General features: G+C 44.2%; 14 protein-coding genes. 3 read left to right on the forward strand and 11 right to left on the reverse strand.

All coding sequences use genetic code 11. From position 1 onward, the window contains the following. Positions 1–41: 41 nt before the first annotated feature. Together MHN02_RS17330 and MHN02_RS17335 are read right to left on the reverse strand one after the other, a co-directional pair. Positions 42–944: a histone deacetylase gene (locus tag MHN02_RS17330; protein ID WP_061486174.1), complete on the reverse strand. Its 903-nt coding sequence runs from the start codon at positions 942–944 to the stop codon at positions 42–44. Between the two features lie 109 nt (positions 945–1,053). Then, a complete protein-coding gene (locus tag MHN02_RS17335; protein ID WP_014950156.1) occupies positions 1,054–2,676 on the reverse strand; it encodes a methyl-accepting chemotaxis protein in 1,623 nt (540 codons plus the stop codon). 1,734 nt (positions 2,677–4,410) lie between these two features. On the opposite strand from MHN02_RS17335, the gene MHN02_RS17340 reads away from it, so the two are divergent. Continuing rightward, positions 4,411–6,426 carry an acyltransferase family protein gene (locus tag MHN02_RS17340; RefSeq protein ID WP_239247493.1) on the forward strand — a complete coding sequence of 672 codons (2,016 nt, stop codon included), beginning with the start codon at positions 4,411–4,413 and terminating at the stop codon, positions 6,424–6,426. Between the two features lie 311 nt (positions 6,427–6,737). On the opposite strand, the gene guaA is transcribed toward MHN02_RS17340, so the two are convergent. Together guaA and guaB are read right to left on the reverse strand one after the other, a co-directional pair. Beyond that, positions 6,738–8,315, reverse strand: coding sequence for a glutamine-hydrolyzing GMP synthase (gene guaA / locus MHN02_RS17345; protein WP_014950157.1), 1,578 nt, complete (start codon positions 8,313–8,315; stop codon positions 6,738–6,740). 70 nt (positions 8,316–8,385) lie between these two features. After that, entirely contained in the window at positions 8,386–9,855 is a 1,470-nt protein-coding gene (gene guaB / locus MHN02_RS17350; RefSeq protein ID WP_014950158.1) for an IMP dehydrogenase, read from the reverse strand. Positions 9,856–9,955: 100 nt separating this feature from the next. Here guaB and xseA point away from each other — a divergent pair, with 100 nt between their 5' ends. Together xseA and MHN02_RS17360 are read left to right on the forward strand one after the other, a co-directional pair. Beyond that, positions 9,956–11,308: an exodeoxyribonuclease VII large subunit gene (xseA, locus tag MHN02_RS17355; protein WP_014979819.1), complete on the forward strand. Its 1,353-nt coding sequence runs from the start codon at positions 9,956–9,958 to the stop codon at positions 11,306–11,308. A gap of 15 nt (positions 11,309–11,323) precedes the next feature. Beyond that, positions 11,324–12,481 carry a hypothetical protein gene (locus MHN02_RS17360; protein ID WP_239247494.1) on the forward strand — a complete coding sequence of 386 codons (1,158 nt, stop codon included), beginning with the start codon at positions 11,324–11,326 and terminating at the stop codon, positions 12,479–12,481. Here the strand turns inward: MHN02_RS17360 and MHN02_RS17365 are convergent. The 7 genes from MHN02_RS17365 to MHN02_RS17395 all read right to left on the reverse strand — a co-directional run bounded on the left by MHN02_RS17365 (position 12,478) and on the right by MHN02_RS17395 (position 20,218). Beyond that, a complete protein-coding gene (locus tag MHN02_RS17365; protein ID WP_039218122.1) occupies positions 12,478–12,657 on the reverse strand; it encodes a hypothetical protein in 180 nt (59 codons plus the stop codon). The genes MHN02_RS17360 and MHN02_RS17365 overlap by 4 nt on opposite strands. 358 nt (positions 12,658–13,015) lie before the next feature. Next, the gene (gene der, locus MHN02_RS17370) at positions 13,016–14,461 is read right to left on the reverse strand and encodes a ribosome biogenesis GTPase Der (protein WP_014979823.1); all 1,446 of its coding nucleotides are present in this window, start codon (positions 14,459–14,461) and stop codon (positions 13,016–13,018) included. A 289-nt stretch (positions 14,462–14,750) separates the two neighbouring features. Further along, on the reverse strand, positions 14,751–16,010 hold the full coding sequence (gene bamB, locus MHN02_RS17375) for an outer membrane protein assembly factor BamB (RefSeq protein WP_239247495.1): 1,260 nt from the start codon (positions 16,008–16,010) through the stop codon (positions 14,751–14,753). Positions 16,011–16,054: 44 nt separating this feature from the next. Next, positions 16,055–16,675, reverse strand: a complete 621-nt coding sequence (locus MHN02_RS17380) for a tetratricopeptide repeat protein (RefSeq protein WP_014950165.1) — start codon at positions 16,673–16,675, stop codon at positions 16,055–16,057. Between the two features lie 12 nt (positions 16,676–16,687). Then, positions 16,688–17,971 (reverse strand): histidine--tRNA ligase, encoded by a 1,284-nt coding sequence (gene hisS / locus MHN02_RS17385; RefSeq protein WP_014979825.1) that lies wholly within the window; start codon positions 17,969–17,971, stop codon positions 16,688–16,690. Positions 17,972–18,053: 82 nt separating this feature from the next. Continuing rightward, a complete protein-coding gene (gene ispG, locus MHN02_RS17390) occupies positions 18,054–19,172 on the reverse strand; it encodes a flavodoxin-dependent (E)-4-hydroxy-3-methylbut-2-enyl-diphosphate synthase (RefSeq protein ID WP_014950167.1) in 1,119 nt (372 codons plus the stop codon). Between the two features lie 8 nt (positions 19,173–19,180). Further along, a complete protein-coding gene (locus MHN02_RS17395; RefSeq protein WP_239247496.1) occupies positions 19,181–20,218 on the reverse strand; it encodes a RodZ domain-containing protein in 1,038 nt (345 codons plus the stop codon). Between the last annotated feature and the right edge of the window lie 5 nt (positions 20,219–20,223).

Below are 20,223 nucleotides of genomic sequence, written 5' to 3' on the forward strand. Positions count from 1 at the left end.
TTTTGCATGGCGTGCTCTTCTCATTTCGACATCACTGTTTGCTAATCAATCACGCCTGCCGCGCGATAAAGCTGAATATGCACCTCTACCAGCGCTGCAATATCTCTTTGGTAGCCTCCACCAATTACCGCAGCAATCGGAACGCCTAAACGCTCGGCTAACGCAAAGACTTGCGTATCTCTCTCGTACACGCCTTGCGTAGAAATATGTAAATGACCAAGGTCGTCGTTTACATGCACATCAACGCCTGCGTCATAGAAGATGGCATCGGGCTGAAATTGCCTCATTACCATCGTTAGCGCTTGTTCTAGCGTAGTTAGATACTCATCGTCTTCGGTGCCCTTATCGAGTCCTATATCAATATCGGAACGCTGCTTTCTGTGAGGGAAGTTCTTTTCACCATGAATAGATAAGGTAAAAATATCACGGTCGTTTTCGGCAAGTTTTGCTGTGCCATCGCCTTGATGCACATCTAAATCGACAATAAGCACATTTTCAACGGACGGGGTTTGCTGCATAGTTTTCGCTGCCAAATATAAATCGTTGAACAAGCAAAAACCTGAACCAAAATCAGCAAACGCGTGATGATACCCGCCTGTTAAATTCAATGCTTTTCCATGCTCTAGAGCTAGCTTGGCTGTTAAACAAGTTCCAGCAACGGCAGTACGGGTACGCTCAATCAGCTGCTGCGACCAGGGAAAGCCTATGCGGCGCATGGCTTTCTTATCTAATGCGCCAGTACTTAATGCATCAACATAGTCCGGATCGTAATAGGCAGTGAGAAAAGAAAGATCAACCGGTGATGGAGTAACAAAACGCGATGCTTCCACACCACGATTTAACAATTCATCGCGAATACCTACGTACTTCTCGATGGGAAATCGGTGTCGCTCAGGAAGATCTAACTGGCTATAAATAGGATGAAATACGAGTGGTGTTGTCATTATTATCAATACTGGTTTAGGACGTGCGCATCTATAATAGATAAAAGAAAAGGAGCGTGAACATTGTTCAAACACTCCCTTTTAACGTGTTTATACTGACAAAGCACAGTTAGCGGGTCAAACTGTTCACCACCTTTTCAACATTTTCTGACATACTTTTCATTGAGCGTGACATGTCATCACGCTGAGCAAGTTGATGATATTTTTCAGATGATGTGACCACATTACTGATAATTGTTTCCACCTGCTGAAGTACAGCCTCTTGCTCATCTGCGGCTTCGTTAAGCGCCACAACTACGCTGGCCGTTTCTTGAATATCCCTCACCACGTTATTGAGTGTTTCAAGCGCTGTCGCTGCTTCTGCTGCGTTTGTGTCTGACAGCTGCTTGCCTGACGACATCGCCGCAACGGCCCCTTTTGCTTCAGCTTCAAAACTACTTAAAATGTCGTTAATTTCCTTGGTCGACTGCTGTGTTTTAGCTGCAAGCGCTCGAACCTCGTCGGCTACCACAGCAAAACCACGGCCATGCTCACCTGCCCTAGCAGCTTCAATTGCTGCGTTTAGAGCCAGCAGGTTAGTCTGATCGGCAATTTCGTTAATAACATTTACCACTTTTAGAATATTGGTACTGCGGCTTTGCAGTTCTGACACGATATTACTAGATTCGGTTACCGTTTTTGCTAGTTGCTTAAAGCCTGCATTGGCGCTTTCAAACGTGGCATAACAACTTGCCACGTTCTTTTCTGAGTTATTTGTCGCCACAGCAACTTGGTCGGTGATTGCCACTAAATTTTGCACAATCTCTTTAAGTTTATCCGTACTGCTATCAAGCGAGCGCGACGCATCCCGTTGCCCATTGGCGCCTTCCATAATGGATTGGCTGACGTTACCGAGGGTGCCAAACGCCTTTTCCATTTCGGTTTCCGCTTGCTGAAGCTGCGCAACCGAATCTTTTAATTTGTTTTGTAATGCCCTGGCAGATTCTGCCAACATGCCCAATTCATGGTCGCTGGAATACGTTAACGCGTAGTCGTAACGGCTATGAGCCAAGTTGGATATACACGCCGCAACCTGCTTTGTTGGTTTAATAACCTGAGAGCGCAAACGAGCAATCACATAAGCAACAGAAAGCACAGAAAGCGCAATTGCTGCCAGTAGAATTATCCAGAGCATAGTGCGCGTATTGGCTTTAAGTTCAGCAATCGCATTCGCTGAATCGGCTGCAATTTCCGCCGCGATACCTGAGAGGAGCTTAGCAGGCTCTCTATCAATACCTCGAACAAAGCTATCTCCAACCTTTGGATCAAACCCAGAGTTAATAAATGCGTCGTATCCTTCACGGTATTTCTCGGCCATGACTGCATGGGCTTTTTGAAATTGCCTGATATCTGACTTCACGCTTTCACTTATCACACTACTTGATAGCATCAGATCAAACTGGCGAGTGATGTCAGCCTCTCTCTGCTTGAATCGCTCCCAGTATTTTTCTCGGTCGTCTTTTTTGTGGCCACGCAACAATACGTTCTTCCACTCTTGCACTTGAGTTTTAAAAGTACTTAGCGTGGTATTAACGTCTCGCTCTGACTGGACAAGGGTGTTTTCTAACTCATCGAATGAATTAAGTAACGAGAAAGACTTTAGAATTGAGGCACCGTTTAATAGTACAAGAATTAAAAAGCTGGCGAGAACAGGCGTCATCACCAAACGGCTGATGCTTGTGTAATTGAACACGGCTTAACCTTTAGTATAAATTTAAAGAAGGACGTCGCCATTAAATGATATTTTTATGACATTTAAGTGACACATTAGGCATAACAAAAAATTCCTTTATATTTGTCTCTATACTAAATATCACTCAGCTTTTTACAGGCAATAAAAAAGAGTCCGGAGACTCTTTCAACATAGTAGTTAAGAATAGCTAGCTAAAAATAGGCAGTAAACTTCGACCTATGCCCACTCCATAATAACAGTAATTTTAAAGTCTGCCATATCATGGGCTTAGGCTAAGACCTTGTACACAAATAAGGCACCTATACAAAAAACAATCAAATCTGGCATTTACGATTTCTCTAGCAATCAGATAGTTAAAGGCTTTCTTTTAAACAACTGCTCTAAAAAAGCTATTCTAAATCACTGGAATAGCCTTACAATTATGCAAGGCTTTGATTAACTTGGGATCTGGCTTTTTGCTCGACTGCAAAGTTTCAAACAAGTGTTGCTACTGCAGACTATAATAACAAGCCTCAATCCAAAACCAGTTCAAAAAGTAAATCATGTAAATCCAATCTACATCACCGAGCGTTATGACATCTTAGATGGTGAAGTTAATGTTCTTCGTACCAAGCAAAGTAAAAGCATCTGGCCAATCCGTATGCATGTTCGAGGAGAAGGTGCCTGCTACGGTGAATCGTTACACACTAAGCATCTCCAAACTGCTATTGCCAGAGCTAAGAACTAGTGGGCTGATATCACAGCCATGGTTAACTCAGGTAAAAAAGTGTTCAGTATCACTGTCTCTAAAATGGTGCAGATTTACCTCGACCATCAAAGTCGGCATGTTAAACTTGCCTTAGTCAGCAAAGGACGGCATTACATTATTTTATGTCGCTTAAAGCATCTAGTCGGTAACTTGGTTCAGCTACTCGTGTCAACGAATTAGATAATAGACGCAGTTTGCAAGACTATGCATTTGTAAAGCGCGGTGAAAAAAGCGGGTATCAAGATACGCTACTATCAACAACGAGCACACCACTATCAACGCTTTCTTCAAGCATTGCTATGTCGAAGAGCTGGATCATATTCAAAAATTTAAAGGCATAATGTATGAGTGTATTCTGTAATAGAACATTTCTCCAGAAATGAAGCTGCTTAGGTAAATGGTCAGGCTGTTAATATTAGTAAGTTATGAAACTATGATGCGGTTTGGTGAACTCAGACAGGTTCAGTAGGTAGTCTGTAAGCGACTCTTTCACTCGCACTGACTGTATTTGGAGTGCAGCATTCGTTGATAAATATCACGGTGTTGGCAGGCACATCTAAGGTGCGTATAACACGCAACATAATCAGAAACGCTGGTTGATTGTTTGACGAAATTACGTTCCGTTCCGAAAATTCATCGGCGGTGACTTCGTGTTTTATGTTGACAGTGTAATGCTGACTCAGCGTCAAATGTATCTGTGTTGGCGAGAGTTAATGCTGTTGATGGGGTTGCCCCAGTATAAAGACGATAACTTAACGTAGTACTCTTTGCGACACTATGCTATTACCGAGAGAGTACGAGCTTGCGCCAAGCATCAGGACATACCTTGTGTTCCCGGTACTTCAGTCGCGCACGCAGAGAATATGTATTTGCATGCAGCCGCCGAGATGGATTTTACTGCTGCCCCATATAACTAATTTTCATAACTTTCGTTGACATAAGCACTTTGGGTGTTAACTTCGTATAAAAAAAGACTCAGGAATCACATGAAGTATAGACCGGAGATAGACGGCTTAAGATCGCTTGCAGTGTTACCAGTAATATTTTTTCACGCTGGCTTTTCATTATTCAGCGGCGGATATGTTGGTGTAGACGTATTTTTCGTTATCAGTGGATATTTAATCACCACAATACTGCTATCTGAAATGGAACAGGGAAAGTTCAGCTTAGTAACTTTCTATGAGAGACGTGCTCGAAGAATTCTGCCAGCACTGTTTTTCGTAATGTTTGTTTCTTCTCTAGCAGCACTTTTTATCCTTTCTCCGTCTCATATGAAGGACTTCTCCCAGAGTCTAGTCGCAATTTCATTATTTTCTTCAAATATTTTATTCTGGCAAGAAACAGGATATTGGGGTGTCGAAAATGAATTAAAGCCTTTGCTTCACACATGGAGCCTGGCAGTTGAGGAACAGTATTACGTTCTATTTCCGCTTTTTCTGATGTTAATGTGGAAATTTCGAAAACGCTGGATTTTTTCATCATTTTTAATCATTGCTTTAACTAGCTTTTTTCTATCTCAATATCTTTCGTCAGAAAACACTACAGCAAACTTTTTCTTACTCCCCACAAGAGGTTGGGAGCTCGCAATTGGTTCATTGATAGCATTCTATTTTTTATACCGTCCTAATACTATCGCATCTTTAATTTCTAACAAGACAATTGACAACACTATGGCCATCGTTGGGATGGGCTTGATTTTATTTTCGATATTCGAATTTGATGGAAATACCCCATTTCCTAGCGCTTATGCATTAGTTCCAACAGTTGGAACAGCTCTCATCATTTTGTTTGCTAGCAAAGATACATTAGTTGGAAAATTGTTGGGTTCTAAACCACTCGTTGGAATTGGTCTCATAAGTTACAGCGCTTACCTTTGGCACCAGCCACTTTTCGCTTATGCAAAGCATATCGCTTTAATACATCCATCCAAATCGACCTTTTTCATACTGTCAGTTTTGTCGCTGCTTTTAGCTGCGTTCTCATGGAAGTTCATAGAAGCGCCATTTAGAAATAAGGCCAAAATCTCTAGAGGTAAAATTTTCGCTCTAAGCCTCATCGGTACTATGAGCTTTCTAGCTTTTGGCCTTTTCGTTATTTTTAATAATGGCCTAGCCAATAGGTTCAACTCTGAGTTTAAGACCTATTACGATGCTCATAGCCGCAACCAATCTCAAAAATGGAAAGAACCGATAACTCAAAAACAATACGAAACGGATTATGGAAGTCTCAAATACTTTGTTGTAGGTAATCAGGATTTAAAGGAAAGTTCATTTGTAGTCTGGGGCGATTCTCACGCAAAGTCAATGCTACCTGCTATCCACAAGTCAGCTTTACGAAATCAGGTTCAAGGAATATTCATTCAACGTGGGGGCTGTCTTCCGCTGTTAGGAGCGGCACAGGTGCTACCTCAATTTTATGAAAATTGTCTAAAACAAAATAAAATGGCCTTTGAATACCTCTCTCAAAATAAAAACATTGACAAAGTTATCATGATTTCAAGGTGGTCAATATATGCCGAAGGCGAGAGGTTTTTAAGAGAGTATGGGCATACTGTTTTAATAAAGGATGAATTGTCAAAAGACTTTTCCCTAGCAGAAAATAAGGCAGTATTTGCTAGGTCAGTCAGGCGTACGTTTTCTAAACTAAATGAGATCGGTTTAGATATTACTGTAGTTAGACAAGTTCCTGAGGTTGAGTACAATGTACCAGATGCTTACTTTAAATTGTTAATGTTTAATTACAGCGTCGACATGCGACCTTCATTAGTCGACTACAAAAAACGAAACTTGTATGTAAATGAACTTTTTAATAATGTAGGTGCTGAGTTTTCGGTCAATTTCGTCAATCCACAACTAGAAATATGTGACGAAAATTTTTGTTCGGTGTTAGATTGGAATGGTTCTCCCATATATCGAGACACAAATCATATAATGCCTCACTACGCTATCAGCATTTCACATATATTTGATGGCGAATTAAAATTAATCAGCAAAAAACGTTAAATATTTGCACCTAGCCAAGTTCGCACAATGGCTTCACCTTCTAAGACCTTATGGCGTTCGTTGATATAGGTTGGATTGGATTTACGGTTGCTTTTCCTATCGCTGCGCTTGAGGCTTTTTGAAACTGATGTTTGCTTTTTAGCGTGGAATTGAGGCATGGCTTTTATCGTCTGCAATAGCAACAATTGTTTATAACGTTGCAACGCAGTTAAAAGCCAGAACCAGAGTTAATCAAGGCCTTGCGCATATGCACAAGGCCATTCCAGCCCCCTAAAATACCCCTACCAATCACTGAATTAAAAGAGTTTTTTTTATTCCCACTCAATTGTAGCAGGTGGCTTACCAGAAATATCGTAAACTACGCGGCTAATGCCGTCGATTTCATTGATAATACGATTCGACACTTTACCTAGGAAGTCGTAGGGTAAATGTGCCCAGTGAGCTGTCATGAAATCGATGGTTTCTACTGCACGAAGGCTTACTACCCAGTCGTATTTACGCGCATCACCCATTACGCCAACTGAGCGCACTGGAAGGAATACGGTAAACGCTTGGCTTACTTTTTGGTATAGGTCAGCTGCATATAGCTCTTCAATAAAGATAGCGTCTGCACGACGTAGTAAGTCGCAATATTCTTTCTTAATTTCACCAAGTACACGAACACCTAGACCCGGACCAGGGAACGGGTGACGGTAAAGCATGTCGTACGGTAAACCTAGCTCAAGGCCGATTTTGCGTACTTCGTCTTTAAAGAGTTCACGCAGTGGCTCAACAAGACCTAGCTCCATATCTTCTGGAAGACCACCCACGTTGTGGTGCGATTTGATTACGTGCGCTTTACCCGTTGCAGAACCCGCTGATTCAATAACGTCTGGGTAAATAGTACCTTGCGCTAACCACTTCGCGTTTTCACGCTTACCCGCTTCTTCGTCAAATACACGAACGAACTCATTACCAATAGCTTTACGTTTAAGCTCAGGATCTTCAATGCCTTTTAGGCGATCAAGGAAACGCTCTTCAGCGTCTACACGGATAATGTTAAGGCCGAAATGGTCACCAAACATTTCCATTACCTGATCAGCTTCATTTAAGCGAAGCAGGCCATTGTCTACAAACACACAAGTAAGTTTGTCACCTATCGCGCGGTGAAGCAGCATGGCTGTTACTGAAGAATCTACGCCGCCTGAAAGGCCAAGAATAACTTCTTCATCGCCCACCTTCTCTTTTATACGCTCAATGGCATCGTCTATAATTGCGCCAGCTGTCCAGAGCTTTTCACACTTACAGATGTCCATCACAAAATGAGTTAATAAACGCATGCCTTGGCGAGTGTGAGTCACTTCAGGATGGAACTGCACGCCATAGAATTGCTTCTCTGCGTTATACATTGCAGCATGTGGGCATGAAGCGGTTTGCGCGATGGTTTCAAACCCTTCGGGAATAGCTGCCACTTTATCGCCGTGGCTCATCCATACATCAAGCAGCGCCGCGCCGTTATCGCCTATCGCATCTTCAATTTTATCCAGCAGCGGGCTTGGCTTAATCACTTCTACTTGCGCATAACCAAATTCACGCTTGTCTGAACCCAGTACGCCACCACCTAGCTGTTGTGCCATGGTTTGCATGCCATAGCACACGCCTAGCACTGGCACGCCGGCTTCAAATACGTACTCGGGCGCGCGTGGTGAGCCTTCTTCGGTTACTGACTCTGGGCCACCTGACAGAATAATCCCTTGAGGATTAAATTCGCGGATTTGCTCTTCGGTCACATCCCAAGCCCAAAGCTCACAGTAAACGCCTATTTCGCGAACACGACGTGCTATCAACTGCGTGTATTGCGAGCCAAAATCCAAAATAAGTATGCGTTGGTCGTGGATATTTGTGGTCATGTTTTATTTTTACCCGTTAAATAAAAGAACAAAGGCTGGTGTAGTACCAGCCTCGCAGTCGTCGGTCGCCTTAACCTAAACGGTAATTTGGCGCTTCTTTGGTAATGCTTACATCGTGCACGTGGCTCTCGCCCATTCCGGCTGAAGTTACGCGCACAAATTGTGCCTTGGTATTGAGCTCTTCAATCGTTGCGCAGCCCGTTAAGCCCATGGCTGAGCGCAAGCCGCCCATTTGCTGATGGATAATATTAGCAATTGGACCTTTGTACGCTACACGACCTTCAATACCTTCTGGTACAAGTTTCTCAGCGTTATCAGAATCTTGGAAGTAACGGTCTGACGAACCGTGGCTTTGATCCATAGCGCCTAGTGAACCCATACCGCGATATGACTTGTAATAACGGCCTTGGAAAAGTTCTACTTCGCCTGGCGCTTCTTCAGTACCTGCTAGCATGCTGCCAACCATTACGCAGCTTGCGCCAGCCGCCAACGCCTTAGCAATGTCACCCGAAAAACGAATACCGCCGTCAGCGATTACTGGAATGTCAGTATCTTTAAGCGCTTCTACTGCATCTGATACCGCAGTAATTTGAGGCACACCGCAACCGGTTACGATACGGGTAGTACAAATTGAACCAGGGCCAATACCCACTTTAACAGCATCTACGCCGGCATCGGCAAGTGCTTTCGCGCCATCGCCCGTCGCAACGTTACCAGCAATAATTTGTACATCTGGATAGTCTGCACGTACCTTTTTCACGCGGTCAATAACACCTTGCGAGTGACCGTGAGAGGTATCGATAAGTAGAACGTCAACGCCTGCATCTACAAGTAGTGCAATACGTTCGTCAGTACCTGGGCCAACGCTTACCGCAGCACCAACACGTAGGCGACCAAGCGAGTCTTTACATGCGTTAGGCTTGTTTTCTGCTTTCTGGAAGTCTTTAACAGTGATCAGGCCTGTTAGCTTAAACGCGTCGTCGACGACAAGAATTTTCTCAATGCGGTGTTCGTGCATAAGGTCTAACACCACATCAGAGCTTGCACCTTCTTTAACGGTAACCAGATCATCCTTACCGGTCATTACGTTTCTAATAGGCAAATTCAAACGCTTTTCAAAGCGAAGATCGCGGCCTGTCACAATACCAATTAGGTTATTATCTTTGTCAGTCACCGGGAAGCCAGAGTAACCAAGACGCTTAGAAAGCGCGATAACTTCACCAATGGTCGCATTCTCTTCAACCGTTACCGGGTCAGATACCACACCACTTTCGTATTTCTTAACTTCACGTACGTGTTTGGCTTGCTCTTCGGGCTTCATGTTTTTATGAATGAAACCAATACCACCCTCTTGGGCTAGCGCAATAGCTAGACGGGCTTCAGAAACCGTGTCCATGGCAGCAGACACCATTGGAATATTTAACGTTACGCCACGCGTAAGGCGTGTTTGTAAGTTGGCTGTGTGAGGGAGGACGGTCGAGTGGCCGGGAACCAGCAACACATCGTCGAACGTCAGGGCTTCTTGGATGATACGTAGCATGCAACAACACCTATTCAGTTGAGGGTTAATTGCGGCGCAATTGTAGTGTTTTTTAGTTTTCAGGTAAACTCTAAATGTATTAAACCCAGTGATTTTTTTTATGTTTACAAATTCGCCATCTACGTCTCGACAAATTTTAACAGTTACCAAGCTAAATCGCTTAGCCAGAACCGTACTGGAAGGCGAAATTGGCCTTATTTGGCTATCTGCCGAAATATCCAACTTTGTGGCAGCCGCATCAGGGCATTGGTATTTCACGCTGAAAGACAACAAAGCCCAAGTTCGCGCGGCCATGTTCAAGGGATCAAACCGCAATGTTCGCATTCGCCCTAAAGAAGGCGACAAAATTTTAGTGCGAGCGTCGGTAGGCCTTTACGAAACACGCGGCGACTATCAACTGGTTGTCGAACACATGGAAAGCGATGGCGAAGGTGCGCTTAAGCAAGCGTTCGAAGCCTTAAAGTTCAAACTCAACAATGAAGGCTTGTTCGATACTGCTAACAAGCGTGCGCTACCTGAGCGTATCAATCGCATCGGCGTAATAACTTCATCAAGCGGTGCAGCGCTTCACGATGTATTAAGTGTATTAAAACGACGCAGCCCACAAACCGAAATCATTGTTTATCCGTCGATGGTTCAGGGTGAAACCGCACCTTTACAGTTAATTAATGCGTTAAGAACGGCCAACCGCCGCGCAGAAGTGGATGTGCTGTTACTTACGCGAGGCGGAGGTTCATTAGAAGACTTGTGGTGTTTTAATGATGAAATCTTGGCAAGAGAAGTCGCTGCAAGTGCTTTGCCCATAGTTAGCGCCGTAGGCCATGAGGTAGACTTCACCATTAGTGACTTCGTCGCTGATGTTCGCGCCCCTACCCCATCTGCTGCTGCCGAAATCTTAAGTCAGGATTCTGCCGCTCTTTACCAAACGCTAAGTCAGCAAAAGCAACGCTTAGCAAGGGCAATACATCAGTACCTTCAAACGAGTAAACAACAGCTTGTTTTAAAGAAACAACGGTTAAATGCGTTGCATCCACAAAGCCGCATTCAATCGCAGTGGCAAACGTTAGACAGATTACAACTTCGCTTAGCGCATAAGATGCAAAACGACTTGGCAAAAGCAGAGAAGCAATTACAAGGTCTTGATTACAGGCTAAACAAACAATCGCCATCAGCAAACGTGGCGCGTGCAAAAGACAAATTAAACTATGCTAGCACTAAGCTCTTATCAAGCATGAATACACTCATTAGAAGCAAAAAAAATGAACTTGGTGGTAAAGTTAGCCTCTTACAATCCGTAAGTCCTCTTTCAACGCTCGCCCGTGGTTACAGCATTACTTTGTCCGACAAAACAGCCATTAATAGCGTGAATAAAGTAAATGTAGGTGATGAGATAAAATCTCGGGTGACTGACGGTGAAATAACCAGTACAGTGACAAACATTCAGCGGCAATAGGTAGCCTTTAGTATTATGCCCGTTCAAGTAAACGCGTTTTCCTTTTCCAGTATTTACCAGCGGGCCTGTGCATTTTGGAGCCTAAAGTCACTGCGGTTCGCTGTACCAAAAATTTTAACACCTTTGTGCGTTTTTGTTCTGTTATTAGTGCCTGACTTCACCTTTGCTTCTATGGTCAATCAACCTGTCTCTGTTTTTTCTACCTACCCAAGCGAGACGTTACTCAGGGCTTGTGGAGCCCAGCGAGCATTAAGCGAAGCTAATGCTTCACAATCCACTAACTTGTGTTTTGAAGATGCTATTTCGCCCGACAGCTTTATTAAACTTCTAAGCGAATCAGGAGAATTCAGTCATTTGTTCCCTTATGGCGAAGGAAACGACTACGAACTATTGATTGCTAACGTTGGCGCAGCGCCTGGCATGCATCGACAGCACGCAAAACAATTTGCAGAATTCACACTACAATGGCGAGGGATAGAAATTGATTCATCTTCATTTGATGCAAGTGCCGTTGAGAACAAAGATGTGAAAACGGAAACCGCTTTAGCCGAAGAAGAAGCGCAATCGTTGATTGCCCGCTGGATTCAACATGCCAAACATACTGGATTATTTACCAGCCAGTTTTTGTTCGACGCGCTAGAAGCCAGCGACTATAAAGGTGGATTACAGGTACCAAGCGCCATTGGCGACTTCACTAAATTAGATACTCAGTTGTACCCAGACCCGTTTAACGGTGCAATTACTCGCTATGTACACCCTGAGTTTGAAGATGCGCTCGTTGATGTCACCGTATACCCTTTTTTAGATCAGCTTTCTTTAGATGAAAACGAGCTACTTCCTAAGCAACTAGAAAGTGATCTGCAAAGAGCTAGTGCTACAGCCGATTTACAGCAGTTAACTTTGTCTCAAATCAGTCCAGCCTCACGCTATAAGGTTAACAGCGCATTAAGAGGATGGAGATTGGGGCTGAGCGCGGCATCCGAAACATCACCAACAATTTACGCGACAACCTATGTCTTTAAGCTACAAGATAAAATCGTAAAAGTGTCTACGACTTTTCCTCCTGACTTTTCAGACAATATTGTCAATCAGTTGATTGTTAACATAGAAGTTCCGCAAGAGTCTGAAATGATGAAAAAGGTTCGCTCTCTGCTTTTGGAAAGCGCGCGTTAAGCTTTTTTCGCAGAACGTCGTTTAACTAGCGGCAAACTCAACGTTGGCTTTTCTTCTGTTTTGGCGGTGAGAATATATACTTTTTGCTGCTCTTTTGGTTTATACCTATCAAACCAGTTATACATTTGATTTTTTTGAAGTGGTGAGGCGACTTTAACCAATTTTTCTACTGACACTTTATCTCCCAAAACGCTGCTGGCTGTCTGCTAAACAGGTAGTGTCTGCAAAAACAGCTCCAAATTTCACATTCGTGGTAACCTCCCGAATTCAAAGGTACGTACCTATAAATGACTGAATGTGTGAACAAAGAGAAAGTGGGAATAGCAGGAAAAGAATACAATCTAAGTGTAATAATGACCTAGCAGATTAAATCAAGAAAACCGTAGAGTTGAATACGACTGGCAAAATGCAATTCACGCTAAAGCGAGTCTAATTGGGGATTTCATCATGCCACAATAGTGGGGAAATTGAGTAATGTAAAAGCATGGACGCTATCGCCACTTGGTCAGAAATAGCGCCCAATCCTTAAAAAGGCTACTTTTTATCTTTGTAATAAGACATCATACGACGGCGCTTGCGCTGCTGCGCCAAGGTCAAATTAGCCTTTTTACCTTCAAACGGGTTGTTGCCTTCTCTGAATTCTATCTTGATAGGCGTACCCATAATTTCTAGCGCTTTTCTGAAATAGTTCATCAAGAAACGCTTATAAGAGCTTGGTAAGTCATCCACTTGATTACCGTGAATAACAATAACCGGTGGGTTGTAACCACCTGCGTGAGCATACTTCATTTTAACTCGGCGACCACGCACCAGCGGAGGTTGATGGTCATCCTGAGCCATTTCCATAATTTGTGTAAGCAGCGCGGTATTAATACGCTTGGTCGCGCTCATATACGCTTCTTGTACAGACTCAAATAAATTACCAACACCCGAACCATGAAGCGCAGAAATAAAATGAATTCGAGCGAAGTCGATAAAGCCTAAACGACGGTCCATCTCGCGCTTTATGTCGTCTTTCACGTCAGTACTTAATCCGTCCCATTTGTTCACGGCAACTACTAATGAACGACCTGAATTAAGCACAAAGCCTAATAGGCTAAGATCTTGGTCGGTAATACCTTCTCTGGCATCAATAACCAATAGCACTACGTTAGCTTCTTCAATTGCCTGAAGAGTTTTAACAATAGAGAACTTCTCTACGGCTTCACTAATTTTCTTGCGCTTTCTCACGCCCGCGGTATCGATTAGGATATATTCACGCTCATCCCTTTCCATTGGAATGTACACGCTGTCACGGGTGGTGCCTGGCATGTCAAATACCACCACGCGCTCTTCACCTAAAATGCGGTTTGTCAGTGTCGACTTACCCACGTTGGGCTTACCTACGATAGCAAGTTTGATAGGTAACTCTTGAAGGCGTTGACGCTGCGTTTCAGCATCCTCTTCTTCTTCAGGCTCCTCATCGACAATTTCCATGTCCGGGAAATCAGATTCAAGTGGCTTTAAGGCGTCCTGCAGCAATTGGCTAACACCGCGACCGTGCGCCGCAGCAATTTGCTTAATATCACCTAAGCCTAAGGAGTAAAATTCCGCACTTTCGCTATCGCCGTCAATTCCATCAACCTTGTTCGCCACAACAAACACTTTTTTGTTTATGCGTCGAAGATGATCAGCAATACCTTGGTCGGCTGGCAGCATACCTGCTCTGGCGTCAACCAAAAACAATACGACATCAGCCTCTTCTATAGCTAACAAAGACTGTTGTGCCATTTCAGCATCAATGCCCTCTTCATCGCCCGTAATACCGCCGGTATCCACTACTATGAACTGGCGCTTTTCAAATTTCGCTTGGCCGTATTTACGGTCGCGAGTTAGCCCCGGATAGTCAGCAACTAGTGCATCACGGGTATTTGTAAGGCGATTAAACAAGGTTGACTTACCAACATTAGGGCGGCCAACCAAAGCAACAACGGGTAACATTTATCAGATCCTAGGGGTCATGAAAGCTAAAAAAGCACAAGCCGCATACACCATCTATTACAACTAACGTTCGGGAGCTGTATTCTCTAACGAGAGGTGAATTACTATGAGGCTTTTGAGAATGGGCGCATTATACCTTGTTCACTACCTAATACCAATGGCGTTCAATAACACGAAGAGAAACCGTCTACCCATTGATAATTGCCAAGTTTAGGCCCGAAAAACCGCGGGGTATAAAAAAAGGCGCTTTAAGCACCTTTTCTGTTTAAATATTAGCGAAACGTTCCTGTTACTTTGGAACTTGCACCGACGCTATTACGCCATTACGTGTTACCGCTATAATCTTATCATCAACCTTCAACGGCGCAGCATAGATTGAATCATCTTCGTCATCGCCGCCAACATCTAGGCGTGCAACAACTTCACCTGTTTCTTGTTCAATCCAGTGTAGAAAGCCCCAGTTGTCACCAACAACCACATGATCGCCTACTGGAGTAGCAGCCGTTAATGAGCGATGCTTGAGTGAACCTTGAGACCAAAGCTCTACGCCGTTTCGTCTATCAAGGGCATAAACGTTAGAGTTGTTGTCTACAACAAAAATTTTATTGCCGTCGATATTCAAATTGCGAAACGATGCATATTCACGTTTCCAAATTACACGACCTGAACGTAACTCTACAGCAGCTAATGTTCCATTGTAAGAAACCGTGTAAACCGTGCCGCCAAATAAAACAGGCGTTGTGTCGATATCAACAATACGCTCTAACTCTGTTGCACCAGAAGGCGTTGCAATTACCGTTTCCCACGCAAGTACACCTGTTTCGATAAGATTAACCTGAATCTTACCTGTAGGTGTGCCGATGATAGCACCACCGTTAGATGCGATTGGGCCAGAAATACCACGTAATGTTAGCGGAGGAGTATCACCTTCGTGTCTCCACAACTGTTCACCAGTGCGGGTATTAAAACCAAATAAGCTACCAGCACCCGTGTTAACCACTAAGATACCTTCATCAGCTGCCGGAGCCGCTAAAATCTCACCGGGAACAGACGCATCCCAAACCAACTCTCCGGTTTCTGCATCCATTGCAGCTACATAGCCGTTTTCTGTACCAATGAATACGTGTCTGTCTGCTACGGCGATACCACCAATACGTGCAGTCTCACCGCTACGCCACAAATTAGTGACTGAGCTTAGCATGCCCTCAGAGCGAAACTGTGCGAAATCTTTCTCCCACAACACCTTACCCGACTCAGGGGCCATCGCGACAACGGCGCCATGGCGATCGGCAGCATAAAGCTTGTCATAGGCATAAACAGGGCGAAGACGAGAGAAGTAATGATTAACGCCATCACCAATATCGCGATCCCACACTAATTTAGGTGTGAATTTAGCCTCAATAGGCTTTAAACGACGAATCTCTAATTCTTCGTCATCTGCAAACCAGTCTGAAATAGTTGAGCAGCCAGACATTGTGATAGACACCGCGAGTGCCATACCTATCGTGCGAGCAAATCGACCTTTACGGCCACACGTGTTGTGAAACAAATTGCGTACCTCTTTATTATTTATACCAGCCCTAAGGCTTTCGCTTATTGCGCAGCAGATACCGATAGGTTATCTAACTTCATTTGTAAAAGCGGATTGTTGGCATTTTTTTCTAACGCATTTGAATAAGCTAAGCGAGCATCATCAAACTTGCCTTGTTTTTGATACACATCGCCTTTTAATTCAGAAACTTCTGCTGCAAATGCGTCGTTTGTTACATTGCTAAGCGTAGACAACGCCGCGTCCAGCTGGTTCATTTCAATTTGCACACGCGACAAACGAAGTGAGGCAAGCACTTTCAATTCATCATTTTCGGCAAAGGTTACTACGCTATTTAGGTGAGAAGCTGCAGCGTCTAAATCACCGGCATCTACCGCTTGCTTAGCAGCAAGAAGGCTGGCAATGCTCGCATAACCACTGTCTTTGTTCTCTTCGATAAAAGCTTTAACTTTTGCGTCGCTGCCTTCTGTACCGAATGTTTCTACGGCATTTTGATAGGCAACCGATGCCGCTTCTTTAGTTTCAATTTGCGCTTCTGAATACGCTCTCCAGCCCCAAAGGCCACCTAGACCAAGCGCTGCACCCACAATAATTGCAGTACCGTGCTCTTTCCAAAAACGTTTAATCGCTTCTACTTGTTGTTCTTCTGTTGCGAACTGTTCCATGATGTCCTCTTTTTATTTTGCGCTCAGCATCTCTGCAACCTTATCAGATAAGGTATCGAAGCTGACTGTAACTTGTTCTTGACCATCGCGTAGTGGTTTAACACCTACTTCGCGAGACTGCATTTCGTCATTACCTAAAAGCAGCGCTAAACGTGCACCTGTTTTATCTGCACGCTTTAGTTGTTTTTTAAAGTTGCCGCCGCCACAGTGCATCATTATGCGTGTATTAGGAAGCGTATTTCGAAGATGTTCTGCTACCTCAATAGCGTATGACTGTGCCTCTTCGCCCATCGCCGTTACGTAAACGTCTGCGAAACTTGAGTCCTGACCTTCTTCGGTTAACGTGGTTAGCAACAGTACCAAACGTTCAATGCCCATAGCAAAACCAACCGCAGGCGTTGCTTTGCCCCCGAGTTGCTCTACCAAACCATCGTATCGACCACCGGCACACACTGTACCCTGGGCTCCCAGGCTGTCTGTTACCCACTCAAACACGGTACGGTTGTAGTAATCTAATCCGCGCACTAGACGAGGATTAATTTCAAACTCAATACCTGCTTGCGTTAAGCGCGAACACAAGGTTTCAAAATGTACTTTAGATTCTTCATCAAGATGATCGATTAGCGCTGGCGCATCGGCAATCGCAGCTTGAACATCAGGGTTCTTTGAATCGAGTACACGAAGTGGATTCGTTTCAAGTCGTCGCAGTGAATCTTCGTCGAGTTGGTCTGCACGCTGTTTTAGGAAATCAACCAGCGTATCGCGATATGCAGCACGCGCTTCATTTGAACCTAACGTATTTATTTGAAGTTTGACGTGTTGCTCAATACCAAAAGCTTTCCAAAAGCGTGCACTAAGAAGAATCACTTCTAAGTCGATGTCAGGACCGTCCATACCGTAGGTCTCTACACCGAACTGATGGAACTGGCGATAACGCCCTTTTTGTGGACGTTCATGACGGAACATCGGCCCCATGTACCACAGGCGTTGCTGCTGGTTGTATAATAAGCCGTGCTCGTTTCCTGCGCGCACGCAACTTGCCGTACCTTCTGGACGCAGCGTTAAGCTGTCGCCATTTCTATCTTCGAAGGTATACATTTCTTTTTCAACGATATCGGTAACTTCACCGATAGAGCGCTTGAACAAGTCGGTGCTTTCAACGATGGGAGTACGTATTTCTTGGTAACCATAACTCGCCACAACCTGACGAAGTACAGATTCTACCTTCTGCCATGTACCGGAAATCTCCGGTAGGCAGTCATTCATGCCTCGAATTGCCTGAATAGTCTTAGCCACGTGAAATTCTCATACTGCTAAATAGTGAAAAGCCCCGCATTATAGGGGCTTTGGGAATAAACAACAATGAACAAAAAATGTCTCAGTCTTTAACCGAGACCTGAATTTTATTTTGTTCACTCATACGCGATGCTTTGGCGCGAATCTTAGCTTCAAGCTTATCCACAAGATCGTCGTTAGGAAGACGTTCTTTAACGCGCTTACCGTCTTCGTAAAGGCCGCTCATGTTACGTGCGCCAGTAAGGCCCAAATCAGATACTTCTGCTTCACCTGGGCCGTTAACCACGCAACCGATGATAGAGACATCCATTGGCGTAAGAATATCTTCCAATCGCTGCTCAAGAGCATTCACTGTGCCGATTACATCGAACTCTTGTCGTGAACAACTCGGGCAAGCAATAAAGTTTATACCGCGCGAACGAATTCGCAGTGACTTTAGAATATCAAAGCCGACCTTAATTTCTTCCACCGGGTCAGCGGCTAACGATACGCGCAACGTATCACCAATACCTTCAGCCAATAGCATACCTAAGCCAACTGCACTCTTCACAGCGCCGGCGCGCTGACCACCGGCTTCGGTAATACCTAAGTGAAGCGGCTGGTCTATTTTTTGTGCCAATAAACGATAGGCGCCAACAGCTAAGAAAACATCTGACGCTTTAACGCTGACTTTGAATTGATCAAAGTTAAGTTTGTCGAGAATATCCACATGACGCATTGCAGATTCAACCAGCGCTTCTGGCGTTGGCTCACCGTACTTCTCTTGTAAGTCTTTTTCTAACGAGCCACCGTTCACACCAATGCGGATAGGAATATTTTTGTCTTTTGCACAATCGACCACAGAGCGCACACGCTCCATATTACCTATGTTACCTGGGTTAATGCGCAGACAATCTACGCCGTATTCAGCAACCTTAAGTGCGATACGGTAGTCAAAATGAATGTCTGCAACGAGTGGCACACTCACCTGCTTTTTAATTTCTTTGAATGCTTCAGCCGCTTCCATCGTGGGCACAGATACTCGAACGATCTCGCCACCCACTGCAACAATACGGTTTATTTGATCGACGGTCGCTGCCACATCTGTGGTCCGCGTATTCGTCATAGATTGAACAGCAATGGGAGCGCCATCACCAATAGGGACGTTACCTACATTAATACGCGTAGACTTTCTGCGCTTAATAGGGCTTTCTGCAAACATCTAATTACCTATAAAGGAAGTGCGAAGCGAGCTGTTTTACCGTTTTGGTATGAAGAAATATCAACAGACTCGCCGTTAACTGATATGCGCACATTATCCGGTGCACCGAGCGTAACTTCAACAGGAGGAACGCCTTGAATTTCCATAACTCGTCCTTTTAGCTTTACCCCATAGGCAATAGCTTCTCCAGACGCGTCTTTAATATTAACCCAACAGTCATCGTCGAAAGTGAAAACCATAGCAATTGGCGCTGCATCAGACTGACTATTCACATTAAGGTTGGGTTGGGGTTCGTTACTATTCGCAGAATCAACCAGAGCGGTTAGGTTATTGCTATCATTCACCTCTGTATCGGGTGCTGAGATTGCACCATCATTCAAGCTACCGTCTTGGTTAAAACCGCTATCTTGGTCGCTGAACGCACCGCTGGTTTCTGAGTTTGAACTATTGCTCACGCCCGTGTCTAGCTGATTGTTTCCAGCCGTATCACCCTGCGACGACGAGGCGTCAGAAGTTACATTGTCGGTATCTGTGCCCGCAGATGGGACAGGCGTATTAGCGGCTTCTCGCTTAACAGCCTCACTAAGTGGCAGTTCAGCTACCGTGTCGTCACTAGGCTGTTGATACCACCACACGACAACGGCGGCAATGATAAGAAGTAAAATAACATAAGTTACCATCATCCACCTGTCATCGTGTGTCTGTTTTGCGACACGCTTTGAAAAGCTCTGTAATTTCTCGGAAGACGGTACAGATGTTTGATTGTGGAAGCGTTCGAACGCCTCTATAACTTCTTGAGAATTCATGCCTAATTGCTTGGCATAATTTCTCACGTATCCTTTTGTAAAAGTCACCGAAGACTTTTCATCAATGACATCATTTTCTAAATCATTGATTTGTTTAGCTTTCAAAAATAATTTATCAGCAATATCTTGTTGAGACAAACCTAGCGTTTCACGGCGCGCTTTTAGCATTGCCCCTGGACTTGGCGTGTTTTCTTGTTGTTGCGAAGTAACTTCTTGATTCGCTTTTTCTTCCGACACCATTAAAC

This window comes from Alteromonas sp. CNT1-28 (assembly GCF_022348345.1).
GTDB lineage: Bacteria > Pseudomonadota > Gammaproteobacteria > Enterobacterales > Alteromonadaceae > Alteromonas > Alteromonas macleodii.